The 25,373-nt window shown below is 40.4% G+C and carries 20 protein-coding genes and 1 other RNA gene; 1 reads left to right on the forward strand and 20 read right to left on the reverse strand.

Features of this window, described 5'->3' with window-relative positions; translation table 11 throughout:
* Positions 1-49 precede the first annotated feature (49 nt).
* From BLO53_RS08810 to BLO53_RS08895, 18 genes are all read right to left on the reverse strand, one after another.
* Positions 50-1,429, reverse strand: coding sequence for an ABC transporter substrate-binding protein (locus tag BLO53_RS08810; protein WP_092060644.1), 1,380 nt, complete (start codon positions 1,427-1,429; stop codon positions 50-52).
* Between the two features lie 144 nt (positions 1,430-1,573).
* Positions 1,574-2,179, reverse strand: coding sequence for a 5-formyltetrahydrofolate cyclo-ligase (locus tag BLO53_RS08815; RefSeq protein WP_092060646.1), 606 nt, complete (start codon positions 2,177-2,179; stop codon positions 1,574-1,576).
* Positions 2,160-3,395 carry a DUF4026 domain-containing protein gene (locus BLO53_RS08820; protein ID WP_092060648.1) on the reverse strand — a complete coding sequence of 412 codons (1,236 nt, stop codon included), beginning with the start codon at positions 3,393-3,395 and terminating at the stop codon, positions 2,160-2,162. Before BLO53_RS08820 ends, BLO53_RS08815 begins: the two co-directional genes overlap by 20 nt.
* Before the next feature lie 15 nt (positions 3,396-3,410).
* A complete protein-coding gene (locus tag BLO53_RS08825) occupies positions 3,411-4,235 on the reverse strand; it encodes a lipase family alpha/beta hydrolase (RefSeq protein ID WP_092060650.1) in 825 nt (274 codons plus the stop codon).
* 155 nt (positions 4,236-4,390) lie between these two features.
* Positions 4,391-6,181 (reverse strand): NAD(P)/FAD-dependent oxidoreductase, encoded by a 1,791-nt coding sequence (locus tag BLO53_RS08830; protein WP_092060652.1) that lies wholly within the window; start codon positions 6,179-6,181, stop codon positions 4,391-4,393.
* Positions 6,182-6,214: 33 nt separating this feature from the next.
* Positions 6,215-7,441: an aminoacetone oxidase family FAD-binding enzyme gene (locus BLO53_RS08835; RefSeq protein ID WP_304528432.1), complete on the reverse strand. Its 1,227-nt coding sequence runs from the start codon at positions 7,439-7,441 to the stop codon at positions 6,215-6,217.
* A 2-nt stretch (positions 7,442-7,443) separates the two neighbouring features.
* Positions 7,444-9,084 carry a polysaccharide biosynthesis C-terminal domain-containing protein gene (locus BLO53_RS08840; RefSeq protein ID WP_092060656.1) on the reverse strand — a complete coding sequence of 547 codons (1,641 nt, stop codon included), beginning with the start codon at positions 9,082-9,084 and terminating at the stop codon, positions 7,444-7,446.
* Positions 9,085-9,106: 22 nt separating this feature from the next.
* Positions 9,107-9,610, reverse strand: coding sequence for an rRNA maturation RNase YbeY (gene ybeY / locus BLO53_RS08845; RefSeq protein ID WP_092060658.1), 504 nt, complete (start codon positions 9,608-9,610; stop codon positions 9,107-9,109).
* Positions 9,594-10,805 (reverse strand): hypothetical protein, encoded by a 1,212-nt coding sequence (locus tag BLO53_RS08850; RefSeq protein ID WP_092060660.1) that lies wholly within the window; start codon positions 10,803-10,805, stop codon positions 9,594-9,596. The genes ybeY and BLO53_RS08850 overlap by 17 nt, the downstream gene beginning before the upstream one ends.
* Positions 10,795-11,838, reverse strand: a complete 1,044-nt coding sequence (locus tag BLO53_RS08855; RefSeq protein WP_026489834.1) for a PhoH family protein — start codon at positions 11,836-11,838, stop codon at positions 10,795-10,797. Before BLO53_RS08855 ends, BLO53_RS08850 begins: the two co-directional genes overlap by 11 nt.
* A gap of 14 nt (positions 11,839-11,852) precedes the next feature.
* Positions 11,853-12,335 carry a 23S rRNA (pseudouridine(1915)-N(3))-methyltransferase RlmH gene (rlmH, locus tag BLO53_RS08860; protein ID WP_092060662.1) on the reverse strand — a complete coding sequence of 161 codons (483 nt, stop codon included), beginning with the start codon at positions 12,333-12,335 and terminating at the stop codon, positions 11,853-11,855.
* Positions 12,332-13,354: a hypothetical protein gene (locus BLO53_RS08865; RefSeq protein ID WP_092060664.1), complete on the reverse strand. Its 1,023-nt coding sequence runs from the start codon at positions 13,352-13,354 to the stop codon at positions 12,332-12,334. Before BLO53_RS08865 ends, rlmH begins: the two co-directional genes overlap by 4 nt.
* A 217-nt stretch (positions 13,355-13,571) precedes the next feature.
* Positions 13,572-14,957, reverse strand: coding sequence for an NADPH-dependent glutamate synthase (gene gltA / locus BLO53_RS08870; protein WP_092060667.1), 1,386 nt, complete (start codon positions 14,955-14,957; stop codon positions 13,572-13,574).
* An 11-nt stretch (positions 14,958-14,968) separates the two neighbouring features.
* Positions 14,969-15,844 (reverse strand): sulfide/dihydroorotate dehydrogenase-like FAD/NAD-binding protein, encoded by an 876-nt coding sequence (locus BLO53_RS08875; RefSeq protein ID WP_026489830.1) that lies wholly within the window; start codon positions 15,842-15,844, stop codon positions 14,969-14,971.
* A 119-nt stretch (positions 15,845-15,963) separates the two neighbouring features.
* Complete coding sequence (locus BLO53_RS08880; RefSeq protein WP_092060669.1) at positions 15,964-17,415, reverse strand: chitobiase/beta-hexosaminidase C-terminal domain-containing protein; 1,452 nt, start codon at positions 17,413-17,415, stop codon at positions 15,964-15,966.
* A gap of 6 nt (positions 17,416-17,421) precedes the next feature.
* Positions 17,422-18,288: a bifunctional methylenetetrahydrofolate dehydrogenase/methenyltetrahydrofolate cyclohydrolase FolD gene (gene folD / locus BLO53_RS08885; RefSeq protein WP_092060671.1), complete on the reverse strand. Its 867-nt coding sequence runs from the start codon at positions 18,286-18,288 to the stop codon at positions 17,422-17,424.
* A gap of 79 nt (positions 18,289-18,367) precedes the next feature.
* Positions 18,368-20,044: a formate--tetrahydrofolate ligase gene (locus BLO53_RS08890; RefSeq protein ID WP_092060673.1), complete on the reverse strand. Its 1,677-nt coding sequence runs from the start codon at positions 20,042-20,044 to the stop codon at positions 18,368-18,370.
* 106 nt (positions 20,045-20,150) lie between these two features.
* Positions 20,151-23,030: a DNA translocase FtsK gene (locus tag BLO53_RS08895; protein ID WP_092060675.1), complete on the reverse strand. Its 2,880-nt coding sequence runs from the start codon at positions 23,028-23,030 to the stop codon at positions 20,151-20,153.
* Between the two features lie 124 nt (positions 23,031-23,154).
* Here BLO53_RS08895 and BLO53_RS08900 point away from each other — a divergent pair, with 124 nt between their 5' ends.
* Complete coding sequence (locus tag BLO53_RS08900) at positions 23,155-23,724, forward strand: hypothetical protein (protein WP_092060677.1); 570 nt, start codon at positions 23,155-23,157, stop codon at positions 23,722-23,724.
* Between the two features lie 95 nt (positions 23,725-23,819).
* Here BLO53_RS08900 and proB read toward each other — a convergent pair whose 3' ends face one another.
* Positions 23,820-24,617, reverse strand: a complete 798-nt coding sequence (gene proB, locus BLO53_RS08905) for a glutamate 5-kinase (protein ID WP_092060679.1) — start codon at positions 24,615-24,617, stop codon at positions 23,820-23,822.
* Between the two features lie 313 nt (positions 24,618-24,930).
* Positions 24,931-25,286: a transfer-messenger RNA gene (gene ssrA / locus BLO53_RS08910) on the reverse strand.
* Positions 25,287-25,373 lie beyond the last annotated feature (87 nt).

Here is a 25,373-nt window from a genome sequence, read left to right on the forward strand (position 1 = left end):
TTATTCTGCCTATGCCCCGCACTAATTAGTAACCCTTCTCTAAAAAGAATTATTCCATTGTATCAGCAATATCCTGAACAAATTCATCTGCTGTAAATTGTCCGGAAACAAGTCCCTGTGACTCAGACTGAATTGCATCGTTAAAGGTTGAGTTTGTAAGTCCCCATGTAAACTTTGTTGTTGCAGTGATTGAAGGAAGAGTATCTGAAAGCTTCTTCATCATTGCAGGATACTCAGAATCTGGCTCTTTTCCTGTATCAATAGCAACAAGTGGATTATGTCTGTACATAACCTTGGCTTCGCAGTATTTCTCTGTTATAAATTCTGCTACCTCTGCAGCAAGCTCTGCATTCGCTGAATCAGGATTTACAGCAAATCCTGAAGCTGATCCGCCGCCTGAGAATACAGCCTTACCAGCTTCATAAGAAGCAGCATCAGCAGCTGGGTAGAACATCCAGTCTACATTATCGCCAAGTGCCTTTGTAGCATCCTCGATGTACCACTGACCGTTGATAAACATAGCAGCTTCGCCAGAAAGGAATTTTTCTGAAGCCTGGTCATAATTGGTTGTTGTAGCATCTTCCTGGTAAAGACCTGCTGCAACAAGTTCTTCCATCTTCTTGGCAGCATTTACATAGCCTTCATCTGTGATAGAAGCTTTACCCTCATCAAGAGCCTTGATACCGCCTTCTGCATATCTTGTTGCAATAACATCATATGCAGCTGCTGTATTCCAGCCTTCCTGTCCAAAGAGTGCAAGTGGTGTGATTCCTTTGCCCTTGAATACTTCGATGCAGTTTAAAAGATCATCATATGTTTCTGGAATCTCGAGTCCGTTCTCCTCAAAAAGAGCCTTATTGTAGTACCAAAGAACATATTCCTGTCCAGAAAATGGGAACGCATAAATGTTACCATCCTCTGCATAAGCAAGATCCTTGTTGGCATCATAGAGCTTATCAAGGAATCCTGTAGACTGAGCAACCTCGTTTAATACCATGATCTGATTGGACTCACGGAATGTATTAATGATATCTGTTGATGCCTGATAGATATCTGGAAGCTGTCCTGTAGCAGCCAGTGTCTTAAGTGTCTGTCCATCATCCTGAGCCTGAACAATAAGGTTAAGCTCTACATTTGGATAAGCTTCCTTGAGCTGTTCTACAGCATAATCGTAAGGAACCTTTGTGTCATCATCAGCATACTGTGTGTAAATTGAAAGTGTAACCTTATCCCCTGAAGCTTCCGTTGTTTCAGTTGCATTTTCCTCAGCTTTTTCCTCAGCTTTTTCCTCAGTTTTAGCTTCTGTCGTAGTTTCAGCAGCTGCTGTATCTTTTCCAGTTTCTTCTACTGGCGCCTTACTGCCACAACCGATTATTGATGTTGCTGCAACAGTCAGACAAACGAGAGTACTAAGAATTCTCTTTTTCATAATAAAATGTCCTTCCCTTCTCTAAATGAGTTAAGTTAATGACGAGTTGTAACCCTTGGAAACTCGTCAACCTCTTTACAGTACTCATTATAAAAAAGGTAAGGACATTTAAAAATGCAATATTCAAAATTGTTTTTGTAATTTTTAAAAAAAGTACAACTTTTTGGATTCAGTAATTATTTTGTCGGGCTTTATATCATGCTCATCTATGATTTCGTCTGGAAAACTACCATCATATATCTGGCAGTCAAAGGCCAGGGCAATTGTACTTATTCCGGCATTCTGGCTCAAAAAGGTATCATAGAAGCCTCCGCCATAGCCAAGGCGATTTCTATCTCTGTCAAAAGAGACTCCAGGCATGATAACAAGGCTATGGGAAAATGCATCTGCACAAAAGATCACGCTTGTTTCAGATATCTCTGGCTCTCTGATCCCCATATAGCCGCTCTTTAAGTCAGATAGGCTAGTAATTTTTACAAATGCCATCTCACGTTTAGCCCTGTCTGTAACCTTAGGGCAAAAGACATTTTTACCACTTTCCAGGGCATTTTTAATTATTCCATCTGTTATAACTTCGCTTCCCATTGATGCATAGATCAGTATATTTAAAGCCTTTTTGTATTCTTCAGATGAAAACAGTCTTTCCTGGATAAGCTTTGTCTTTTCTGATAATTCCTGAGTAGATAATCTGTCTCTATCTTTGATCATCTTTTTTCTTATGGATTTTTTATCATAACAGATACGCGTCATCTGGTGTTATCCTCTTCTCTCTTGTAAGAACCATCCAGTCAGTAATGTCCTTCAGGTCAAAGCTTCTTGTGTCTCCCTTCTTGATTCCGGACACATAATATGGTTCCTGAGAAAGCCTTGCTACAACCTTGTCATCCTTAAAGTCCACAACATCAAACCAGATATGCTCTTTGTTAGATTCAGGTTCTTCATCGCGCCAATACTTTTTATCTTCCACAAGGCCAATCTTCACAACAGCCTTATTTTCCTTATTCGAAAAGCCTTTTTTAAGATAATCCACACGCTCGAGAGCAAGATCGCTCATTCTCCGAGTTTCTGCTCCAGATATATAGAACATAGGATTTTCCCTTAAAAGCTCGTCAAAGTACTGAACTTTAGTAAATACTTTATTATCCATATCATTAGGATTAAGATAGCACATTACAGGGCATGTGTCCTTACTGTGATATTCATCTCTATCTTCCGTAGTGCCAAGTTCAATTCCATCATAGTATTTAAGAGCATCTTCCCAGTTAATTGCAGTTGTGACCATAAAGCCCTGTCCAACCCTGCCAAGAAAAACAGGGTCTTCAACGCTGTAAGGCTCATCTGCCTCTATCATCCTATATGCCATATTTTCCAAGACGTTATAATGAGTATTGTACATTTCTCTGTCAGAGCCCAAAATTTCCAGTTCATGCATTCCACAGCGTTTAAGTCCATGAGTATGGAGCCACACTTCATCATTTTCACCACTGATTGCCTGCACAGTAAAAAGATATCTAGGAGCCGGCAGAACTGCTGAACTTGCAGCAAGTCTTACCCAGTTACCTGAAAGTATTTTCTCTGATGGACAATCTAAAACAGCAATCATATCAGGAACAAGTGCATCAATGATCCTAAGCTGATCATAAAAGCAAACTCTCGGATCATTGTTATAACTCATTGAAACGCTAAGTCCAACGGACTTTTCATCAATTTTTTTAAGCTCTTCTTCTGTAAAATAGTGACCACGTCTTATAAAAGGCGGAAAATCAATATCAGCTGCACCAAGCCATACCTGATATTCTCTTCCATCAATAGAAAGGCTGAGCTTGGCAGCTTCTCTGTTGTCATCATATTCGATATCATTTACATTTATGTTTTCTTTTTTTCCAAGGTTTTCCATGAGAGCATGCGGATTGGCTACAATTCCCTCATCCTCCGCAATAACTATCATGTAAGATTCTTCTTTCATACTTTTTTCTCCTTTTTAATATCCCATACTAGAGAGCTCTTTTGCCACATTGCAGTAAAAGTCAGGAATATTTGAGACTCCCTCTCCCTTTTTTCTGGTAAAGGGCAATCGTCTCATATCCACTTCGTCGCAGTGCGAGATTCCTCTTCTGGAATTACTCAATATCTCTCCCCTAAAGTTACCCCATTTTACTGAGTCCGGTGTAAGAAGACCATCGTTAGGGCCATCCAATATCCAGACAACAAGTGATGGAAACCACATGAACATATCCCCAAATGGTGATTTCATCCTAAATGCAAAGCTTTGATAATAGGTATCAGGTGAATCCTTGTATTTCTCATTAAATTCCCTGGCGCCTTTGGTTGAAAGCAGTTTAAAAATGCTGTAAGAATCTGGCTTTTTGTCTCCCAAAACCCGGAACACAATATCAGTAAGTGATCCAGCAATACGAACAACAAAGTCAGGAAATTTAAGAAGCTTATCTACAGTGAGTGACCCATTATGGGGCGTATTTATTGTGGTCACAGATGCTACCTTGGCTCCCAGATCATATTTGGCTATAGCGCATCTAATATCAAGACCGCCCTTAGAATGGGCAATGACATTTACTCTAGCTGCCCCTGTCTCTGACAAAACCTCATTAATTCGCATAGCCAGATGGTAAGCATTTGTCTCTACTGAAGCGTTACTATCCTGATTTCCGTAAAAGATTTTACATCCAATCTGCTGGAGAGCACCAGGAATTCTTCCCCAGTAATTAAGATGCTTTCTATCCCTAAAGCCCATTCCATGCACCATAAGGATTGGGTATTTTAAATCAATTGTCTGCTTGCTATCCATAGAATTCATTCCTCCAACAAAAGTGCTTTGCACAGTAACTCTAATTATAATACATGTAAACCATTTCCGATGATGCAAAATGGCTATCTGGAATTTTTCCAGATAGCCAAAAAAATCAGGTAAAAAAATGATATTTGCCACTTGCATCATATTTATCATTTATTAGCAGCAATAAACTCCGCTATCTTAATGCCGTCCATGGCAGCAGACATGATTCCTCCAGCGTAGCCAGCGCCCTCTCCGCATGGATAGAGGCCTCTTACATTTACTGACTGACAGGATTCATCTCTGTTAATCCTGACTGGTGAGGAAGTTCTTGATTCAACGCCTGAAACAAGAGCTCCATCACTATTGTAGCCCTTGATGATTCTTCCAAACTTCTCCATTCCTTCTACAAAGGCTTGATTTAAGTCATCTGGAAGGATTGTATGAACATCAGCAAAAACGTAATCGCCGCACATGTTTGGGGTGTTTTTCTTTTGATCTACAGCGCTGATAATACCAGTATTTTTCTGCATTTCTGCAGATATATCACCAGATGAAACAGCTTCACTTAAATCATTGACCAGAGCCTTTTTAAAGTCCCCATAATACTCAACAGGGATTTTGCCCTGTCCAAGTTCAAAGGCCTTTCTCTCAAGCTTTCTCTGGAACTCAACTCCTGACAGAACATCATCAGAGCCAAAGTCCTTGGGATCAACAGTAATGATAATGGCAGAATTGGCGTTCTTGCCATCACGCCTACTATAGCTCATGCCATTAACTGCAAGCATGCCTTCCTCAGAGGATGCGTTAACAACAAATCCGCCAGGGCACATACAAAAAGAGTAAACTCCGCGGCCAGAATCTGTTGTAGCCGTTAGCTTATATGGAGCTGGTGGAAGACCTGCAGGTCTTTCTGCCCCGTACTGTGATAGATTTATAAGTTCCTGAGGATGTTCTACTCTAAAGCCAACAGCAAAGGGCTTGGGAGACATGTCTATCTTTTTATCCCTGAGCATATAGAAGGTATCCCTTGCGCTGTGTCCAATAGCCAGAACTACATCGTCGCAGTCAATTCTATGTTCAAACTCCCTGTCTGATCCAGGCTCATTAGTAGCCTTGTCTGCTTCATCTTTATAAAGAACAGCTCTAACCTGGCCATTCTCAGTAATAATATCTGTAACCTGTGAGTTAAACTTAACATCACCGCCCCAGGCAATTATCTGCTGTCTCATATTCCTTACTACGTTTCTTAGAATATCAGTGCCTATATGGGGCTTTGCTTCATACAGGATGTCTTCATTGGCGCCATTTTCAACGAAAATGTTAAGAGCTGCCCTCCCGCGGCCATCCTTATCTTTTACCATAGTGTTGAGTTTACCGTCTGAAAAAGTACCAGCTCCGCCTTCTCCAAACTGAACGTTGGTTCTGGTATCAAGCCTTCCGTTCTTCCAGAAATCTTCTACGCTTCTTGTTCTCTCATCAACATCAGCACCACGCTCAAGAATTATAGGCTTATAGCCATTCTGCGCCAGCATATAGCCGCAAAACAGCCCCGCTGGGCCTGCGCCAACAATCACAATCCGGCTGTCTTTCTTATCATCTGCATTATTATCCGCAGGAATACTTGAATTTATGCTATCATCAAGAGCCTTTCTTCTGGCTAAAACCTGCTCATCAAAGCTATATTTATGAACGTCCACCACAGAAACATTCTTGTCTCTGCACTTTTTGACTACCTTGCCCTCATCTAACCCCTTAAGAGATACATCAACCATGTAGATATGAAATATCTCGGGCTTTTTGCGGGCGTCTATAGAGTGTCTTATTATTTCAAATTCGCTTATGTTACTTACATCAACATGAAGGATCTTGCATACCTTCTTTTGAAGATTAGTCTTAATTTCCTGACTGGTATGCTCTTTCCCATCATGCTGAAACTTAATCTGATTAATTCTTATCATTTAAATCACCAAAATATTATCAACGTACCAGATTTATAATGAAGCCACAGTTCCGGCAATAGATCCTGATGTGAATGCCCACTGAAGGTTATAGCCGCCGCACCTTCCATCAACATCGGCAAGCTCTCCTATTACAAAGACGCCGCTGTGACCATTTACAGTCATATCATCCTTGATATCTCCAAGGCTCACACCTCCAGAAGTAACCTGGGCAGCCTGGTATCCAAAGCTATCAGCTATCCGTATTTTAAGGCCCCTATAGCTGTCGAATATACTCCTGACCATACTCTCAGAGATATTCTTCATCTTCATTGAAGAGCCCATCTTCATACGTCTTATTATCATATCGTTGATATTGCTGTTGCATAGGCCATTTAAAAACTCCTTAAGAGTCCTTTCATCCCTAAGACGCAGCATCTCATCCTCAAGACTTTTATAATCCTCGTCATCGTAATCAGGAAAGAAATTCACGCAGGCATATATAGGCTTTTTCTCATCTACAAACTTGATAACCTTACTGCTGGCCTGCATTACAGGAATTCCAGATATTCCATCCTTGGTAAACTGCACTTCTCCATATTCAGAGCAAAGCACCTCTCCGCCAAGAGTAAAAGAAACCTCGGCTGTGCAGCGCACACCAGCTTCCGGCATAATCTCATTCTCATCAACCCTAAATCCCACAAGCGCTGGATGTGTTTCCTTAATGTTCATTCCAAGCTGCTTGCAGATATAATAACCATCTCCGGTAGACATAGTACTCTTTGCCCCAGAAAGTGCGCCAGTTGCAAGAATTACCCTGTCTCCATCATAACTATTTAAGTTAGTTACAACTGTATAACTATCTTCATTCCCATTAACAATAACAGACTTGACTTGCTCGCCGAAAACTACTCTTACGCCAAGCCTTTTGAGTTCATTTTCAAAGGCTGTGACCACAGTACTGGCCTGACCTGAAATAGGATAAAGATATCCATCCTCACTTTTTACAACAATTCCAAGAGATTTAAAGAAATTTATGACATCTAAAACACCATAAACAGACAACCACTCCTTCATACGCTTTTCAGCAGAGAGGTTATACATTTTCTCATTCATTTCAAGATTAGACAAATTACATCTTCCATTACCTGTCATGGAAAGCTTTTTTCCAAGAGATGAATTTTTCTCTATTAAGGTAACATCAGCGCCGTTTCTTGCGGCATAGATTGCGGCACACATTCCAGCAGGGCCGCCTCCTGCAATAACAATTTTCCTAGCCAAGATCATTCCTCATAATACTTATCGTGCTGAATTCTGGAAGAAAAGCCCATAAGGAACTTACCCATAGGAATTTTCTCAAGTTCAGATGTCCTGATACCTCTAAGCACGATCAGCAAAACAATATATACAATTACATAGACGACAAGCCCCAATATAAGAGTAAGTACCTCGCCGATATAGGCAGCAAGGAGTTTATTCTCCGCAAGGAGCACAAGTCCGGTAAGAGCTGAAGCAGCAAGAGGGATTCCTACATTTCCAAGCAGATTGCTGCGAAGTTTCAGCATTTTAAGGACCATAAAAATACAAATTATATCATATACTGCAAAACCTGCAATTTCAGCCATTACAACGCCCTTAAGTTCCCAGTTAAGTGCAAGGACCAAAAGAAGCATAAGCCCAAGATGAACAGCCCAGGCTATAGATATATTCACAACAAGAAGAAGGCTCTTACCCATGTGGTTTAAAAGCCAGGAAATAAATATCCCAAGTGATAGGAAAAACAGCATTATCGCTCCAAGCTGAAACAGTCCGCTTACCTGCTCATTACTCTTTCCAAAAATAGTTATCTGGATCATATCTGATGAAACAAATAAAGCTGTTGCAACTGGTGCAAGAACTATATATGTAAAGTGAAGAAACCTCTTAAGCCTGTCTCTTGCTCCCTCAAGTTCATCTCTTTCTATTCTGGCCATTACCTTATTCCACATTTTTATAAATGGAAGGCAGCACAGGAAAGACAGCATTATGACAAAAGAAACAACTCTGCCATTGTAGGCTCCATAAATAGCTATCATATCTCTGGAATTTCCGTTCTTCATCTGAATAAGGTTATAAATTATATTATCTACAAGGCACATCAGAACCGGTGAAGCATACAAATAAAGAATTGGTCTAATTCCCTTGTAAACATCATTCTTATTATCAAGATACCTTGAAGCACCATTTTTTACAATTTCAGCTATCTCTTTTTTGCGAAGCTCATAGCTTACAAAAATCTGAACAAAGCCAGCCAAAGAGCCGACTAAAAGCCCTATCATCATACCTGATGCACCATAGATTGCGCTGTACTCATCCCCGTGGAACAGCTCATTGACCTTTTTGCCATAGCTATACATAATTCCAGAGATAATGCCACCAGATATAAAAGAAGACACACTGATCAAAAGATCCGCTATAACTATAGGCCTGGTATAGCCCAGCCCCTGCAGATATCCCCTTATGACGCCCTGAGAGCACATAAAGAAAAGGCTGATTGCTACAATGATGAGCTGAAAATATACCTTACCAGCTCCTAAAAGGTTCCTTGCTATATAATAGCTGCCAAAACCAATACCAAGCGATAAAATCAGGCCAATTGCACAAAAAAGCCTAAGAGATTTGACCATATTGGCCTGAGCATTTAAAAACTGGCTTCTTCTTGCTCTTAATCTGACCATGATATAGACAGATTTCTGAACTGCCAGGATAAATGAAATATACAGTAAATAATACAAAGCTGAAGGCCCGGAACAAAAACCTGCCCCCATATCCCCAAATATCCTTACTGAAATCATGTTATAAAACATCATTATTATGATAGACCAAAAAACTGCAGAAGTCAGAATATCTGGCCTGATGCGCTTTTCCTCAGCATAACTTTTCATACAGTTTCTCCCAAAACAAAACTTAATCTCTTGTAATTCCAAGACTGTTTAATACTTCATTTTGCTTGCTCTCCATAACTGCAGCCTCATCCTCCTCCATGTGGTCATAACCGCATAAATGAAGCATACTGTGAGCAACCAAAAATGCAAATTCTCTTTTCTCTGAGTGTCCGTACTCAAGAGCCTGAGACCTTACTCTATTCTCGTTTATTACAATATCCCCAAAACTGATATTTCCTGTGTCAGGATCCAAAAGATCTACCTTCTGCTCCCCTTCTATCACGGAAAAATCCCCAGGTTCATCGTAACTTATGGTTGGAAAAGATAAAACGTCTGTAGGCTTATCTATATTCCTAAACTCTTTATTTATTTCATGAATGCCATCATCATCTGTGATTGTAAGGCTTATTTCAACATTGTAGGAGCAGTTTTCTGACTTTAAAACAGCCTCTGCAACGCTTCTGGCAAGCTCCTCAATATCAAAATCAAACTTGGCTCCAGTTTCATTTTCAACGTAAAAAGTCATAGTAGAGCTTCTCCTTTTTTAGTATCTTGCGCATCTGATCATATTCTCTGAAGGTAACATCACAGTTCTTTAGTTCACCTTCATCTTCCTTCTTATCAAATATTTTGTCAATCAACTGGTCATAGTCAATCTTCATGTCCTTGTTTTTTGCCAAAAGATACATGATAGAAGCTATAACTGTCTCTGAGAGGTTGATAGTCAGAGCTTCCTTGGACTTAATCTTAGTGCTCTTTGGGTCAATATACTCGTGAAGAAGCTCAATAGCTTCCTTGGGAAATTTGTTGTCCTCATAAAAATGCTTAACATCTTCCCACTGACTCTTGCCTTCAAGAATACCTATCCTGTGGTAATATGAGCAGTTTTTAACTGCTCTGTCGTTAAAGCCAAGGCCCAATGCAATCCTCTCTGAGAGATATGCTGTATGGATAGCCCTGAAATACTCGTCCTTATCCATCTCTTTTAACCTGATCAAAAGAGGAAACTCTGTATCATTAATATCCATATACATGTCGTTAGATTTTCTGATAATATACACTCCAAAAATATTAAGAAAAATAAGAAGAATGATCAGATTAAGCATAAGGTTCAGAATAGGAAGTATCAAAAGATTGATAGAAAGAGTCCTGTTCTGAAAAAGGACACTAAATGCAATGAGAAGAAGTGCCTGCATCATAAGTGAAATAGCTGTCGGATAGCCAATAGAGGTATTTTCCTTGAGGTCTCTAAAAAGTGCCAGTGCTACAGCTCCTGCAATAACATACATAAAGGCAACTCCAAAATTGCCATTTTCCTCAAGCATTACTGAAATGCAAACAAGGCCTGTTCCAGAAACAAGCCCAATTTCGGTGTTTGAAAAAAGACCAAGTATCACAAAAAAGGACATATAGGGCCAAAACTGATCTGGCACAAGTCCAAATAAACAGGCCAGCACAACAAAGGCTGCATAAACAATAATAAATCTGTTTCTATGGTAGAAGTTATCGTAAGAAAAACCTTCACTGCCTCTTCCATAGGCATCAAATAACATGAATATTACAGTTCCTGTGACTATTAGAGAAACAATAGTGTTTCGAAGAATAGCTTCATAGCTCTTTCCTGTAAAAAATGAAAAGGCAAAGACGCTAAGTCCTGTAAAAAGAAAAAGACAACCGTATAATAATTTATGCTTTAAGTCTATTTTCTGCTCACTTTCCATCCCTAGATCTTCTCTCCAATTTCTGAATAGATTTCTTCTTTTCTTTGTTTATACTCTTCTTTTCGTAGTCTTCGTATGCCTTTACAATCTTTTGAACAAGTGGATGTCTTACAACATCACTGCTTGTAAGTGTGCAAAAGGCGATATCATCTATTCCCTTAAGAACATTCTGGGCTATATCAAGACCTGACTTGGCATCAGGCGCAAGGTCTTTTTGAGAAGCATCACCAGTTATGATGACCTTTGAGCCAAAGCCAATTCTTGTTAGAAACATCTTCATCTGGGCAGGTGTTGTATTCTGCGCCTCATCAAGAATTATAAAAGCGTTATCCAGAGTACGCCCTCTCATATAAGCAAGAGGAGCAACTTCAATAAGGCCTTTTTCCATGTTCTTTATAAAGTTCTCCGTACCCATTATCTGATAAAGAGCGTCATATAACGGTCTTAAATAAGGGTCAACCTTACTCTGAAGATCTCCAGGCAAAAATCCTAGCTTCTCGCCAGCTTCTATAGCAGGTCTTGTCAAAATGATCCTGCTGACTTCTTCTCTCTGAAAAGCAGTGATTGCCATAGCCATGGCAAGATAAGTCTTACCTGTTCCTGCAGGTCCCAGACCAAAAACGATCATTTTATTTCTGATGGCATCTATATATTTCTTTTGTCCAAGAGTCTTGGGTTTAATGGGCTTACCAGAAATTGTATGACAAATAACGTCCCTGTCTATATCTACAAGAACGTTATCACTTATCTTTTCCGTTTCTCTGGTATCATCTTCCTTGAGAGATATAGCGTAGTCTACGCTCTGCTCCTCAATACTTGTCCCTCGTCTTGAGAGCTGAACAAGCTCTCTTATGATTCCAGAAGCCTTTCTGGCCCCTTCCTTGTCTCCAATAATGTGAAGTTCCCCATTTCTGTCTATTATCTCCACATGGAGACTTTTCTCTATCTTCCTGATATAGCTATCATTGCCGCCAAAGATATTTCTCTCATCCTCAGCTGTTAAAGATAGAGATAATTCTGTAATCTCACTCATATTCATTCCCCGATTTATTTATGATATGGTTCTCCTCGCATAATACGATAGCCCCTGTATATCTGCTCCAGCAAAATAACTCTCATCATCTGATGAGGAAACGTCATATCTGAAAAGCTTATATGGTCGTTGCATCTTTTTAGGACATCCTCATGAAGTCCCAGCGATCCGCCAATAATAAACTGGATATGACTGATACCCCTTACTCCCTTATCTCCTATATACTCAGAAAAGGCTTCAGAAGTATAGCGCTTTCCTCCAATAGCCAAAGCACAGACATGAGCACTTGGATCAATATTAGAAATGATCCGGTCGCCTTCTTTTTTCTTTATCTGATCTTCTATGGCAGGAGGTGCATTATCAGGAGTCTTCTCATCCGCGACCTCAATGATATTTACTTTACAATATCTTGAAAGTCTCTTGGAATACTCCGAAATAGCATCATTCCAATATTTCTCTTTTATTTTACCAACACAAATAATACTGATATTACTCATTTTACAAGATTTCCACCTGAAATCATACCTGAAACACCGACATTTTTAGTCTTTTCTTCTGGCATCCACATATGATTATCGCTATTTTCCATATTAGTAAATACTGGGATATATCCCTTATTATCCTTGGATGAATTAGGGATCATCTCTAAAGTTCCCTTATAGCAATTTCCCTTCCACTCTTTTATTTCCAGGTTATTGTTAACGGTTATAAGATACATCTCGCCATCATATAAGCCATTTGCAAAGCTTCCAATAGCATTTTGGATATAAATATCCTTGTCGTTCATATACTGCTGGTTATAGTCGTAATGCTCCTGCCCTTGTCCATTTGGAAGATCTCCTGCAAATTCTCCTGAAAACATGTGCTCTTTTACAACATTAGTATTGTAATCCGGGTAAAAAGCAAACCAGGTTCCAGCACCACTTCTTATGCCATTTGCCCATTCACCAAAATAATACTGGTTGTTGGCATAAACAGCAGCTCCATGTCCATTTGGCAGGCCCTCTTCATTAGTTTCACCGTAGTAATAGAAGTTATTTGTCCCCTTTAGTGAATATGACATAGCCTCATATCTTTCAAGATGAGCCAGATCTCTTACTGCATCGCCATTATTAGCATCCCAGTATGCAAGCATCTCAGCAAGAAAGTTTGTAGCGTTAAACGCAACATTTTTGTATTTGTCCTTGAGTACAGGTTCAGTTGTTTCATAAAAACAGTTTCCAGAAATAGAATCCTTGGCGCCTGCCTTAGTAATAGAATTTATACCTGCACTTGAACTAGAACCGGCTGTAGTAGCCAAATCCTGCGAAGTTTCTGCATTACTAGCATCAGAAGAACCATTGTCTATAGAATTCAATAGACTAGCATATTCTGTGATCTTTTCATCCAGGAGAGCTTCATCCTCCTTGTTGTTTCCACTATTACCCGCCAAAGCAAGATACAGCACCAAGATAAGGAGTATCACCCCTGCAATCCCTGCTGTAATCGCTACTTTAATCTTTTCATCTCTATCCATTGCCTAATTCTCCAATCAAAATCCTTATAATTATATCATAGCTATATACTATAATCTTATACTATCGAAAAATTCTTAAGATTTACCATCGAAATTTCTTAAGATTTTATGTATATCGCTTATTCGGATAATATCAGCCAATATAAAGTGTAAAATTGAGTGTAAAAAATAAGGTGCTGTAAAAGCACCTTATTCGTAAAATGGATTATATATTATTTTATTTATTGGATAGATACTCGTCGATACCCTTAGCAGCAGCCTTTCCAGCTCCCATTGCAAGGATAACTGTAGCAGCACCTGTTACTGCATCTCCACCAGCAAATACACCTGGCTTAGATGTCTGTCCGTTTTCTTCCTGAGCTACGATGCACTTTCTGCGGTTAACTTCAAGACCCTGTGTAGTAGAAGAAATAAGCGGATTAGGTGATGTACCAAGAGACATGATAACTGCATCACACTCAATCTCAAACTCTGAACCAGGAACTTCTACAGGACTTCTTCTGCCCGACTCATCAGGTTCACCAAGTTCCATTCTGATACAGGTAATACCAGTTACCCAGCCATTTTCATCAGCATGAATCTCTACAGGGTTTGTAAGTAGGTCAAAGATAATGCCTTCCTCTTTTGCATGTCCAACTTCTTCCTTACGTGCAGGAAGTTCTTCTTCACCACGACGATACACAACATGAACCTCTGCGCCAAGTCTGAGAGCTGTTCTGGCAGCATCCATAGCAACGTTACCACCACCTACAACTACGCACTTCTTAGGTCTCATGATAGGTGTTCTTGAATTCTCATCAAAAGCCTTCATAAGGTTACTTCTTGTAAGGAACTCGTTGGCTGAGAATACACCCATAGCCTGCTCGCCAGGAATATTCATGAATCTTGGAAGTCCGGCACCTGAGCCGATAAATACTGCATCAAAGCCTTCCTTTTCCATAAGTTCATCAATTGTAACCGATTTACCAATAACAACGTCTGTCTCAAGCTTAACACCAAGGGACTTAACGTTTTCAATTTCCTTTTTAACTACATCTGTCTTAGGAAGACGGAACTCAGGAATACCATAAACAAGTACTCCTCCTGCCTCATGAAGGGCCTCAAAGATTGTAACATCATATCCCATCTTGGCAAGATCTCCGGCGCATGTAAGACCTGAAGGGCCTGAGCCAATAATGGCAACCTTCTTGCCTTTCTTCTCTTTAGCGCCCTCTGGCTTAATTCCCATTTCTCTTGCTGTATCAGCAACGTATCTCTCAAGCTTTCCGATAGAAACGGCATCGCCCTTGATTCCTCTTACACACTGTCCTTCGCACTGGCTCTCCTGAGGACAAACACGTCCACAAACTGCAGGAAGTGCGCTAGACTTAGAAATAGTCTGGTATGCACCAGATACATCGCCTTCTTTAACCTGGGCAATAAATGCAGGAATATCAATTGAAACAGGACATCCCTGTACACATTTAGGGTTCTTACAATTAAGGCAACGAAGTGCCTCGCTTTCAGCTTCTTCTTTATTATATCCAAGGCAAACTTCCTTGAAGTTTGTAGCACGAACCTTGGGATCCTGCTCACGAACAGGAACTCTTACAAATCCATCCATAATTTACCTCCTTACTCGCAGTGGCCACATCCACCGTGATGTGTCTTGCCTTCCTGTTCTCTAAGAAGAAGTCTGCCTTCTTCTGTCTTGTAAAGTTTCATTCTGTTCATAGCCTGATCAAAGTCAACCTTGTGTCCATCAAACTCAGGTCCATCAACACATGCAAACTTAACCTGTCCATCAACTGTAAGTCTGCAGGCGCCACACATTCCTGTTCCATCAACCATGATAGGATTCATGCTGACAACAGTAGGAATTCCAAGTTCCTGTGTAAGTTTACATACGAATTTCATCATGATCATAGGGCCAATAGCTACGCAGTGATCATACTTGTTGCCCTCATCCCAGAGATCCTGAAGAGCCTTTGTAACCATACCACTTCTGCCATAAGATCCATCATCAGTAGTAATGTGAAGATTACATACCTTTTTGAATCTATCTTCAAGGATAACAAGGTCCTTGGTCTTGGCACCAATAATAACATCACAGTCAACGCCGTGCTCCTTGAGGTACTTGGCCTGTGGGTAAACAGGTGCTGTTCCAACACCACCTGCGATAAATACGATTTTCTTTTTCTTGAGCTCATCTACTGACAATTCGCATAAGTCTGAAGGCTTTCCAAGAGGGCCAACAACATCAGCAAGATGATCACCAGCCTTTAACTTGCTAAGAGCAAGAGTCTCTGCGCCAATGGCCTGAGCAACAATCTCAACTGTACCCTTTTCTCTATCGTAATCACAAATTGTAAGAGGTATCCTCTCCCCTTCCTCATCAACTCGAATAATCAAAAACTGCCCAGGCAAACATGCCTGTGCCACACGAGGAGCTTCAACGATCATTTGAAAAATGTTCGCAGCGAGCTCGTTAGCTTCTAAAATTTTGAACATAGTCTTCCTCCTATATAATTCTATTGATGCAAAAATAGATTGTTCTCAATGCACCAATAATAAATTATTCTAATAAAAATTTCAATCTTTATTTCTTTAAATCAGTAAAGTGCCTATTTTCATCTATTTGAGATAGTTATCAAAGTATATTTGCCGCTAGAGTCGTATCCAAGCCTGTTCACCGTTCCATCATGTGTGTTAACCGCATAGATAAGGCCTGTTGGAGTAACACTTCCGTCGTTGGAAACATGATTTTCTATGATCACGTAATACTCTCCAGCGCCTTCAATCTCAATTTCTTTATTGTATATGTATTCATTGTGGCCACCAAGACCACGGACTTTACCTGAGCTATCCAGTAGAATATCAAGTCGCACAAGAGTGCTGACAAGGGTATTTACTGCCTGTTCTTTTGAAATAAGTCTCGTAAATACCAGATGATAATCTCTCTCTACAATCTCACTGCTAAGCCCGTCTTTATCAATAGCAACAAACTTGTAATGAGTTGTTCCTACGGGCATTGTTATAGGAGAAATGTATTGTTTGGACTCCATTGTAGGGTCACTACCATCAGTAGTATAAAAAATTGTGCAGCCAGCATCAGCAACAGCCACTATCATAGTATTCTGATTATAATCTCCGCTTGGTTCCATTATTTCAGGAGCAGATGGGGTTCCCTTTATAACTGTGTAGGTATCCTCTGCAACTTCACTTGATATACCGTACCTGTTAATTGTTGATGCCTTAATGATATATTCTCCCTCTTCATCAAGGACAATAGCATTCTCATATATGATACTGGAATTATCTGGATTTCCATCATTGACAGTGTAATAAGTAACATCTCCTTCCTGAGATGACTGAGGAAGTATCGATACTATAACTACGTCATCAAACTCGCCTCCTGCGACTCCCATAAGAGGTGCCTTTGGAATATATTTCTCCCTAAAGCTCATAGCAGTCTCATTACTACTATCATTTAAAAGCTCAGCAATCTTGTCATACATCTTGCTCTGTTCATAAATTGAAATAATACTCTCGTAAGCATTGTAGATTTTATCACTGGCAAAATTTTCAGAATCAGTTATTTTGCGAAGTGCATCAACTGCCGATTCAGGATCACCATTTTCAAGGTAATAATCCGATAATCTGAATATTATATCAGGATTATCAGGTAGATTTTTGTTGCCCTCTATAAGGTACTCTATTGCATCATTCATATTACCTGATTTCTTGGCTGTATCTGCCTTTCTAAGGTAATAATATGCGGACCTGTCACTAAAGAGTAAGAACCCCAAAATAGCTAAAAAAAGAATCAGGATAGTTCCTGCACATACCAAAATAACAGGACGTTTTTCCTTTAACTTAGAGAAAAACTCCCTGCGCCTTTCTATCTTCTCCTTCTTTAGCCTTTCCTCTTTATTGAGTTCATCTGCTACGCCTGAAAGAGTCTCATTTATTTCATTTTCAACTTCTGGTTCAAATTCCGGAACTATCTTTATTTCAAGGCCACATTTATCGCAATACATGTGGCCTTCAGGAATTTCAAACCCACATTCAGGGCATTTCATGTGCTCTTATTTCTCCTGTGTTTTCCTTACAGCTGCCTCATAACAGTTGTTCATGAGCATAGCAATTGTCATAGGACCAACTCCACCTGGAACCGGAGTAATGGCAGAAGCAATCTCTTTAACCTCATCATATGCCACATCTCCGCATAACTTACCATCAGCGTTTCTGTTAATTCCTACATCAATAACAATAGCTCCCTCTTTAACATAGTCAGCAGTTATCATGGAAGGCTTGCCAACAGCTGCTATCAATATATCGGCTCTCTTACATACTTCCTTTAAATTAGCTGTCTTTGAGTGAGCAACTGTTACTGTGGCATTTTCTCTTAGCATCAAAAGAGCCATTGGTTTACCAACAATGTTGGACCTTCCCACTATTACGCACTCTTTCCCAGCTATAGAAATATTGCCCTCACAACCTCTTTTAAGAAGCTGGATAACACCGGCAGGAGTACAGGATACAAAGCCCTCTTCTCCAATGCATAGCGCACCAACATTCATAGGGTGGAAGCCATCTACATCCTTGGCTGGGGAAATAGCATCTAAAACTGCCTTTTCGTTGATATGAGAAGGAAGTGGCATCTGCACCAGAATGCCATCCACATCATCTCTACCATTAAGCTCATCTATAAGCTTTAAAAGCTCTTCCTGACTTGTTTCAGCAGGAAGTTCGTAAGAAAGTGATTTGAAGCCAACATATTCACAAGCTTTTTTCTTGTTTCTGACATATACCTGTGAAGCAGGATCTTCTCCTACTAAAACTACAGCAAGTGTTACTTCTATTCCCTTTGCCTTAAGGACTTCAGTCTTTTCTTTTAACTCATCCTTTATCTGAGCTGATATAAGTTTACCATCTATAATAGTTGCGCTCATTATATTCTCCATAGTTTTACTATTATTTACGTGATATACGGCAAGCAGCCATAAATGAAACTTTTCGTCCCTATATCACTCAGAACAGGCCACTGATCTTGCCTGTAGAATCTACATCTATGTTATATGCTGCAGGCTGCTTGGGAAGTCCTGGCATTGTCACAATTGAACCTGTAAGAGCCACTACAAATCCAGCTCCTGCTGAAACATAAGCCTCTCTAACCGTGATATTATAGCCACTTGGTCTTCCTAAAAGGGTTGGATCATCTGAAAGTGAGTACTGTGTCTTGGCCATACATACAGGAAGCTTACCAAATCCCATTTCTTCTATCTTAGCAAGCTGTCTTGAAGCAGCAGGTGCAAAAGTCACACCATCAGCGCCATAGATCTTGGTTGCAACAGTTTCAATCTTCTCCTTAAGAGAAAGATCATCACTGTAAATTGGAGCATAGTTACTAGGTTTATTTTCAAGAGTATCAATAACCTCTTTGGCAAGGGCCTCTCCGCCTTCGCCGCCCTTTGCCCATACTTCTGAAAGAGCAAATCTGCAGTCTCTATCCTCGCAGAACTTCTTTACAAACTCTGTCTCAGCCTGGGTATCTGTGAGGAATGAATTGAGGGTAACAACAACTGGCACTCCATACTGCTGGATATTCTCAATGTGCTTTTCAAGATTAGCAATACCCTTCTTGAGAGCTTCCAGGTTTTCTTCTCCAAGGTTTTTCTTGTCAACTCCGCCGTTATACTTGAGGGCTCTTATTGTTGCAACAAGTACTACTGCATCAGGCTTAAGTCCTGCCATGCGACACTTGATATCAAGGAACTTCTCTGCACCAAGGTCAGCGCCAAAACCAGCTTCAGTAACAGTAATATCAGAAATGCCAAGAGCTGTCTTGGTTGCTCTAACTGAGTTGCAACCATGGGCAATATTTGCAAATGGGCCACCGTGTATAATAACTGGTGTGTGCTCAAGTGTCTGTACAAGATTAGGCTTAATGGCATCTTTCAAAAGAGCTGCCATAGCGCCTACGGCCTGAAGTTGTCCTGCTGTTACAGGCTCGCCCTCTCTTGTATAGGCAACAATAATTCTTGAAAGTCTCTTCTTGAGATCATCCATGTCATCCGCAAGACACAAAATAGCCATGATCTCAGAAGCAACTGTGATAACAAAGTGATCCTCTCTTGGAACACCGTCTGCCTTGGCGCCAAGGCCAACTACAATATTTCTAAGAGCTCTGTCATTCATGTCTACAGCTCTTTTCCATATGATCTGCCTTGTATCTATGCCAAGTTCATTTCCCTGCTGAATATGATTATCAATAATGGCTGCTAATAAATTGTTGGCAGATGTGATTGCATGAAAATCTCCTGTGAAGTGAAGATTGATATCCTCCATAGGAACAACCTGTGCATATCCACCGCCTGCGGCACCGCCCTTTATTCCAAAACAAGGACCAAGTGAGGGTTCTCTCAGGGCAATAACTGTCTTATGACCAAGCCTTGATAGAGCATCCCCGAGCCCTACGCTGGTTGTAGTCTTACCTTCTCCTGCCGGAGTTGGATTTATTGCAGTTACTAAAACAAGCTTCCCCCTATTACCTGCTACTGCCTTAGCTACAAATTCTTCAGATAATTTAGCTTTGTATCTGCCATAATACTCAAGGTCATCCTCGGTAATACCGACCTTTTCAGCCACCTCTCTGATGTGAAGCATTGTAGCTTCCTGTGCAATTTCGATGTCACTTTTTACAGCCATTTAATCTCTCCTTTTCATATAACCTGATACAACAAAACTTTGTAACTATATATTAGAAATCTCTTATAGAGATTATCTACGATGGGACTAAATTTTGGCTAAATTATCAGCCAGCAGCCTGAGAATTTAAATATTCATCAAATTGTACCCTGTTCATAAGGACTTTACGAGGTTTCGTACCCTCTTCATCGCCTACAACTCCGGCATCGCAAAGCTGATCCATGATCCTGGCAGCTCTGTTAAAGCCAATCTTAAAGGCTCTCTGAAGCATACCTATTGAGGCTTTTTCTTTTTCAATAATAAGATATCCTGCCTGAACAAAGAATTCATCTCTGTCTGAATCAGGCTCTGAACCAAAGCCTCCTGAACCAGAGCCCATGGACTGCATGCTATTTATCTGATTTTCTATATCGTCATTGTACGAAGTGTCTATTTTCTGATTTCTTAAAAAGTCAGTAACTGCCTGAACTTCCTTGTCTGAAACAAAGGCGCCCTGCACTCTTGCAGGCTTAGTGTAGCCCTGAGGATAAAAGAGCATATCTCCCTTTCCAAGAAGCTTTTCTGCTCCGTTAATATCAAGGATAGTTCTGGAGTCTACTCCACTTGAAACTGCAAAGGCAACACGGCTAGGCATATTCGCCTTGATAAGTCCGGTAATGACATCAACAGATGGTCTCTGAGTAGCAATAATAAGATGGATTCCAGCTGCTCTTGCAAGCTGAGTCAGTCTACAGATAGCATCCTCAACTTCATTGGCTGATACCATCATAAGGTCAGCAAGCTCGTCTACAATAACAACAATCTGAGGCATAACCTGCATACTGTCATCATCACTGTCTGCAGCCAGCCTGTTATAGCCCTTAAGGTCTCTTACTCCTGCATCTGCAAACTTCTTATATCTGTTAGTCATCTCTGCAACAGCCCAGTTAAGCGCAGCTGCAGCCTTTTTAGGGTCAGTCACAACAGGTATCATAAGGTGAGGAATACCATTGTAAACGCTAAGCTCAACAATCTTAGGATCGATCATGATCATCTGTACTTCTTCAGGCTTGGCCTTATAAATAAGGCTCATGATGATCGTATTGATGCATACAGACTTACCGGATCCTGTTGCTCCAGCTATGAGAAGGTGCGGCATTTTGGCGATATCAGTGACAACCGTCTTGCCTGCTATATCTTTGCCCACAGCAAAAGCAAGCTTTGATTCAAATTCCTTGTATTCTCTTGATTCAAAGAGATCTCTAAGAGCAACTGCCTGGTTCTCTTTGTTAGGGACCTCAATACCAACAGCCGCCTTACCAGGAATTGGAGCCTCAATTCTAATATCCCTTGCTGCAAGGTTCATCTTGATATCGTCTGCAAGATTAACAATCTTGTTGACTCTCACTCCCGCTTCAGGCTGAAGTTCAAATCTTGTTACAGCTGGTCCCTGACTGATATCAGTTACAGTAACATTAACTCCAAAGGTCTTAAGTATGTCCTGAAGCTTAAGTGCTGTCTCTTTGAGTGTCCTTGCTGAATCTGCATTCTTATTTTTAGTTCCCTTTTCCAAAAGACTAACTGGTGGAAATTTATATTCCTTGGGGATAGCCTTTTTGTGAGCTTCTATCTCTTTTTCCATACCAGGACTCGTTGTATGAGGACCTGGCCCTACAGATGAAACACTAGATGGCCTTGCATTGTTAATAGTAGAATCCGCGTCGGTGCTTCTTGATACATGATCCTGAGCATGGATCACATAATCGCCATTCATGCCATTTCCTAAATGCTCGCTATGAACAGGAACATCCGGAAGTATGTCCTCTTCCTCAAATTCATAACTTCCTGCTCTTGCAACGAGTCTCTCTGGCATAGAAGGAGTCTTAACTTCCTCTACAACATGAGGCTCTGGAAGTGGAACAGGTTTAGAAGCACTAACTTCATGAATGTCGTTAAACTCAGACTCTTCTTCATCTTCATCTTCATCTTCTTCATCTGTATCGTCGTACCCCATACCATGAATAGCAGGGCCTGTGCGAAGTACATGCTGGCCATCAGGCTCCACGTCTGTTTCTATTCCCTTATTAAGCACAATCTCATGAATATCATCGCTTATCTCATCTTCTGGAATAAAGACATTTTTGTTGGTAGAAGGGTCGAAATCAGAGTGCTTATGATGGTCATTTTCTTCCTCATCATCCTTACTAAGCGCTGTATCCATCATGACTCCTGAAACCTTTTTCTCCATACGGAGAATCTTCTCGTCCTCTTTCTGTTCCAGTGCAAGACGCTTTTCTTCCTCTATGCGGGCTCTTCGCTCCTGCATCTTCTCACGTCTCTTCTCTGCGTATTCCCTGTAATTCTCAGTTTCTTCCCTGGTCTTTTCAATGAGCTTTCTTCCGCCCTTTTTAATGCCACCTACAAATGAATGCTGAGTAAACACCACAAGGCTAGAAATAAGAAGGACAAGCAAAAGAAGCATCGTTCCAACTAGTGAAAGATACTTATATGAAAAATATGCCAAAGAGCCTGCAAAAAAGCCTCCGCCATTCCTTCCCAGGCTAGACTGATTATAAATGCTGACAAGGTCGTAACTCTCAGCATTCTGAGGTCTTCCTGCAATAAAATCAGCAAGCATTCCTATTATCAAAAATATAACAAGACCTGAAATAATCTTCCGAATGGAAGCATTGGATCCAAAATTAGCGATACCTATTATAACTGCCAAAAGAGCCACTATCGGCGCAATATATGCTGTAAATCCAAAAAGCCCGAACAAAACGGAACTCACCATCCCGCCAAGGCTTCCACAGATTCCAAAATTGCATAAGAAAAGAAAGATTGCCAGAAAAGCTGTAGCAATCACAATAATCTCACTTCTAAGAGAGTAGTCAAGTTCCTCTTCCTGGATTGGTCTTCTCCTGGTACTGGATGAAGCTGATCTTCCCTTTGAAGTTCTCTTTGTATTTTTCTTGTTGGTATTTCCCCTACTACTTCTTGTTGCCATTTTCTCCCCGCGAAACTTTTATGATCATTGCAAAACTCTAATAAGTATACCATTTTTAGAGTCTATGTGCTATACTTACATCGGATTTTATGAAGTAGACTTTGTCAAGTTAAAGGAGACAATAATGGAATTTAAACAGGAATTAGAGACCGGTACCTTTAAGGTTATTGGTAATACAGAAACATCACTCAAGATTAGAGAAGTTGCTGAAAAATGCAGACTGGTCAAGTCAGACAACGGTGTTAAGGTTGAACTTGCGTATACAGGCCCTAACGCCAGCAAATATATGCAGTACGTTGAGAAACACAAGGAAGAGCTCACAAAGTATCTCATGAACCCTGACGAATCAGATCTTTACGAATGGATGGAGACTTCACATCAGACAGCTCTTACTCTTAAGAAACACGAAAAAGAAAAGCTCATCCTCTACGTTAGCTTTGATCCTGAAACCAGAGGAATGCTCACAGGTATTGCTGATGAGAACGTAACTCTCAAACTCGGTGCTCCACTTATGGAGATCAACATCGATGAGCTTACACGTGATGAGTTTAAGTTAAAGATCTATAACATGCTTCTTTTGGCAGATGAAATTGCTGTACTTATGGGCAATGCAGATCTTCGCAAGATGTCTAATATCCAGATTGTTAAGACATATCTTTCCGAGATTTACGACAAGTTCCATGAGAATCCATGAGTTTGATATTATTTGAATTTTGAAAGGCTATCGCATTATGACTTTATACAAGTCTATCGCGATAGCCTTTTTATTGAATACGGGAAATTGCTTTTTTATTCTTTGGCAACAAATAATGTGCCCACTTTCTTTTTCTCTATAATGTCATACAGCATTTCAGGCTTTTTACCATTGGTTATAAGAACATCTATGCCCTTTCTGGTGGCATATTCTGCAGCCTCAAGCTTAGTTATCATTCCACCTGTACCTCTGTTAGAGCCAGAACCTGAAGCGACTGATTTAAGCTCATCTGTTATATCTTCTACCCGGCTAATAAGCTGGGCGTCAGGATTGGTCTGAGGATTTCCATCATAAAGGCCGTCAATATCTGAAAAGATAACTAGTTTACTAGCCCCGCAAAATGCCGCAACATAAGCAGATAGCATATCATTGTCGGAAAAGAGCTTTTTCTCCGATTCAATCTCTGCGTGGCTAACAGAGTCATTTTCATTGACTATAGGAATAATGTGATTTTCTAAAAGCGCATCAAATGTGTTCTTGAGATTCCGGCTGCGGACAGGATCAGCTATATCTTCATTATCAAGAAGTATCTGTCCCACCATCCTGTTATATTCTCCAAATAGTTTATCATAAAGATGCATGAGTTCAGTTTGTCCCACAGCAGCTGCCGCCTGTTTCATCCTGATTTCTTTGGGCTTTTGGGCAAGTCTCATTTTATTAGCACCTACGGCTATAGCCCCTGATGAAACCAGCACCAGATCATAGCCCTTATTCTCAACACCTGAAATAGCACGGCACAAATGATCGATAGCTCTAATATCTATATTTCCACTTTCATTGGTAATTGTAGATGTACCAACCTTGACTACAATCCTCTTCTTGCTCACATCCATGAGTTCAGTCCTCACTTTTTCACTTTAATTTGATAAATTGAACTATATTAAAGTTTATATCCTATTATCGCAAGATGCAAGTCTTTAAAGCTTTTTAGGATCGAGTAGGCTGACTCCTACTCGATTTCGCACACGAACATTCCGCACTTAGTGCTCCATGTTCTTACGACCGGCAAATGAATTTGTATGCAAGCATCCATTCGCTTGCCGGTCTTGTGCTACAAAAAAGAACCTGTAAGATGCACAATCTGCATCCTACAGGTTTATCAAGTCATAAGGCATTCTCCGCAAAAAGCTCTCTCCTTATGGCATATAGTGGATTAGGCGGGAGTCGAACCCGCGTCCAAAAACTCATCCCCTGTCCTTCTACTATCGTAGTCAATTATTCTGGAATTCTACATTCCTGTTCCCTCATAGCCCCGGAAATTGACAACCAAAACTAGTCGGTAGCTTCATGATACGACCATAGCCGCAAAGCTTAAGCTATGTCGTTTCCTACAAAGTTTGACGCCAGTTACCAGATGTGTAGGTGCACCTGGGCTGACGGGCTGCACTTAGGCAGCGAGTGCTAAATTATCGTTAGCGTTTAATTTTAATTTGAGGTTTGACGCACCGTCCTACGGATAGCTTCTCCAGCTTCAAAATCCCTGTCGAAACCTTTACTAACCCTTATTAAGTTGTACTGCTCTATGATTATATCGACTTCCAAGCAGATAATCAATAGCCTGATGGTTTAGTTTTTATCTTTTTTGTTCA

Source organism: Butyrivibrio sp. INlla14 (assembly GCF_900102515.1).
Taxonomy (GTDB): domain Bacteria; phylum Bacillota; class Clostridia; order Lachnospirales; family Lachnospiraceae; genus Butyrivibrio.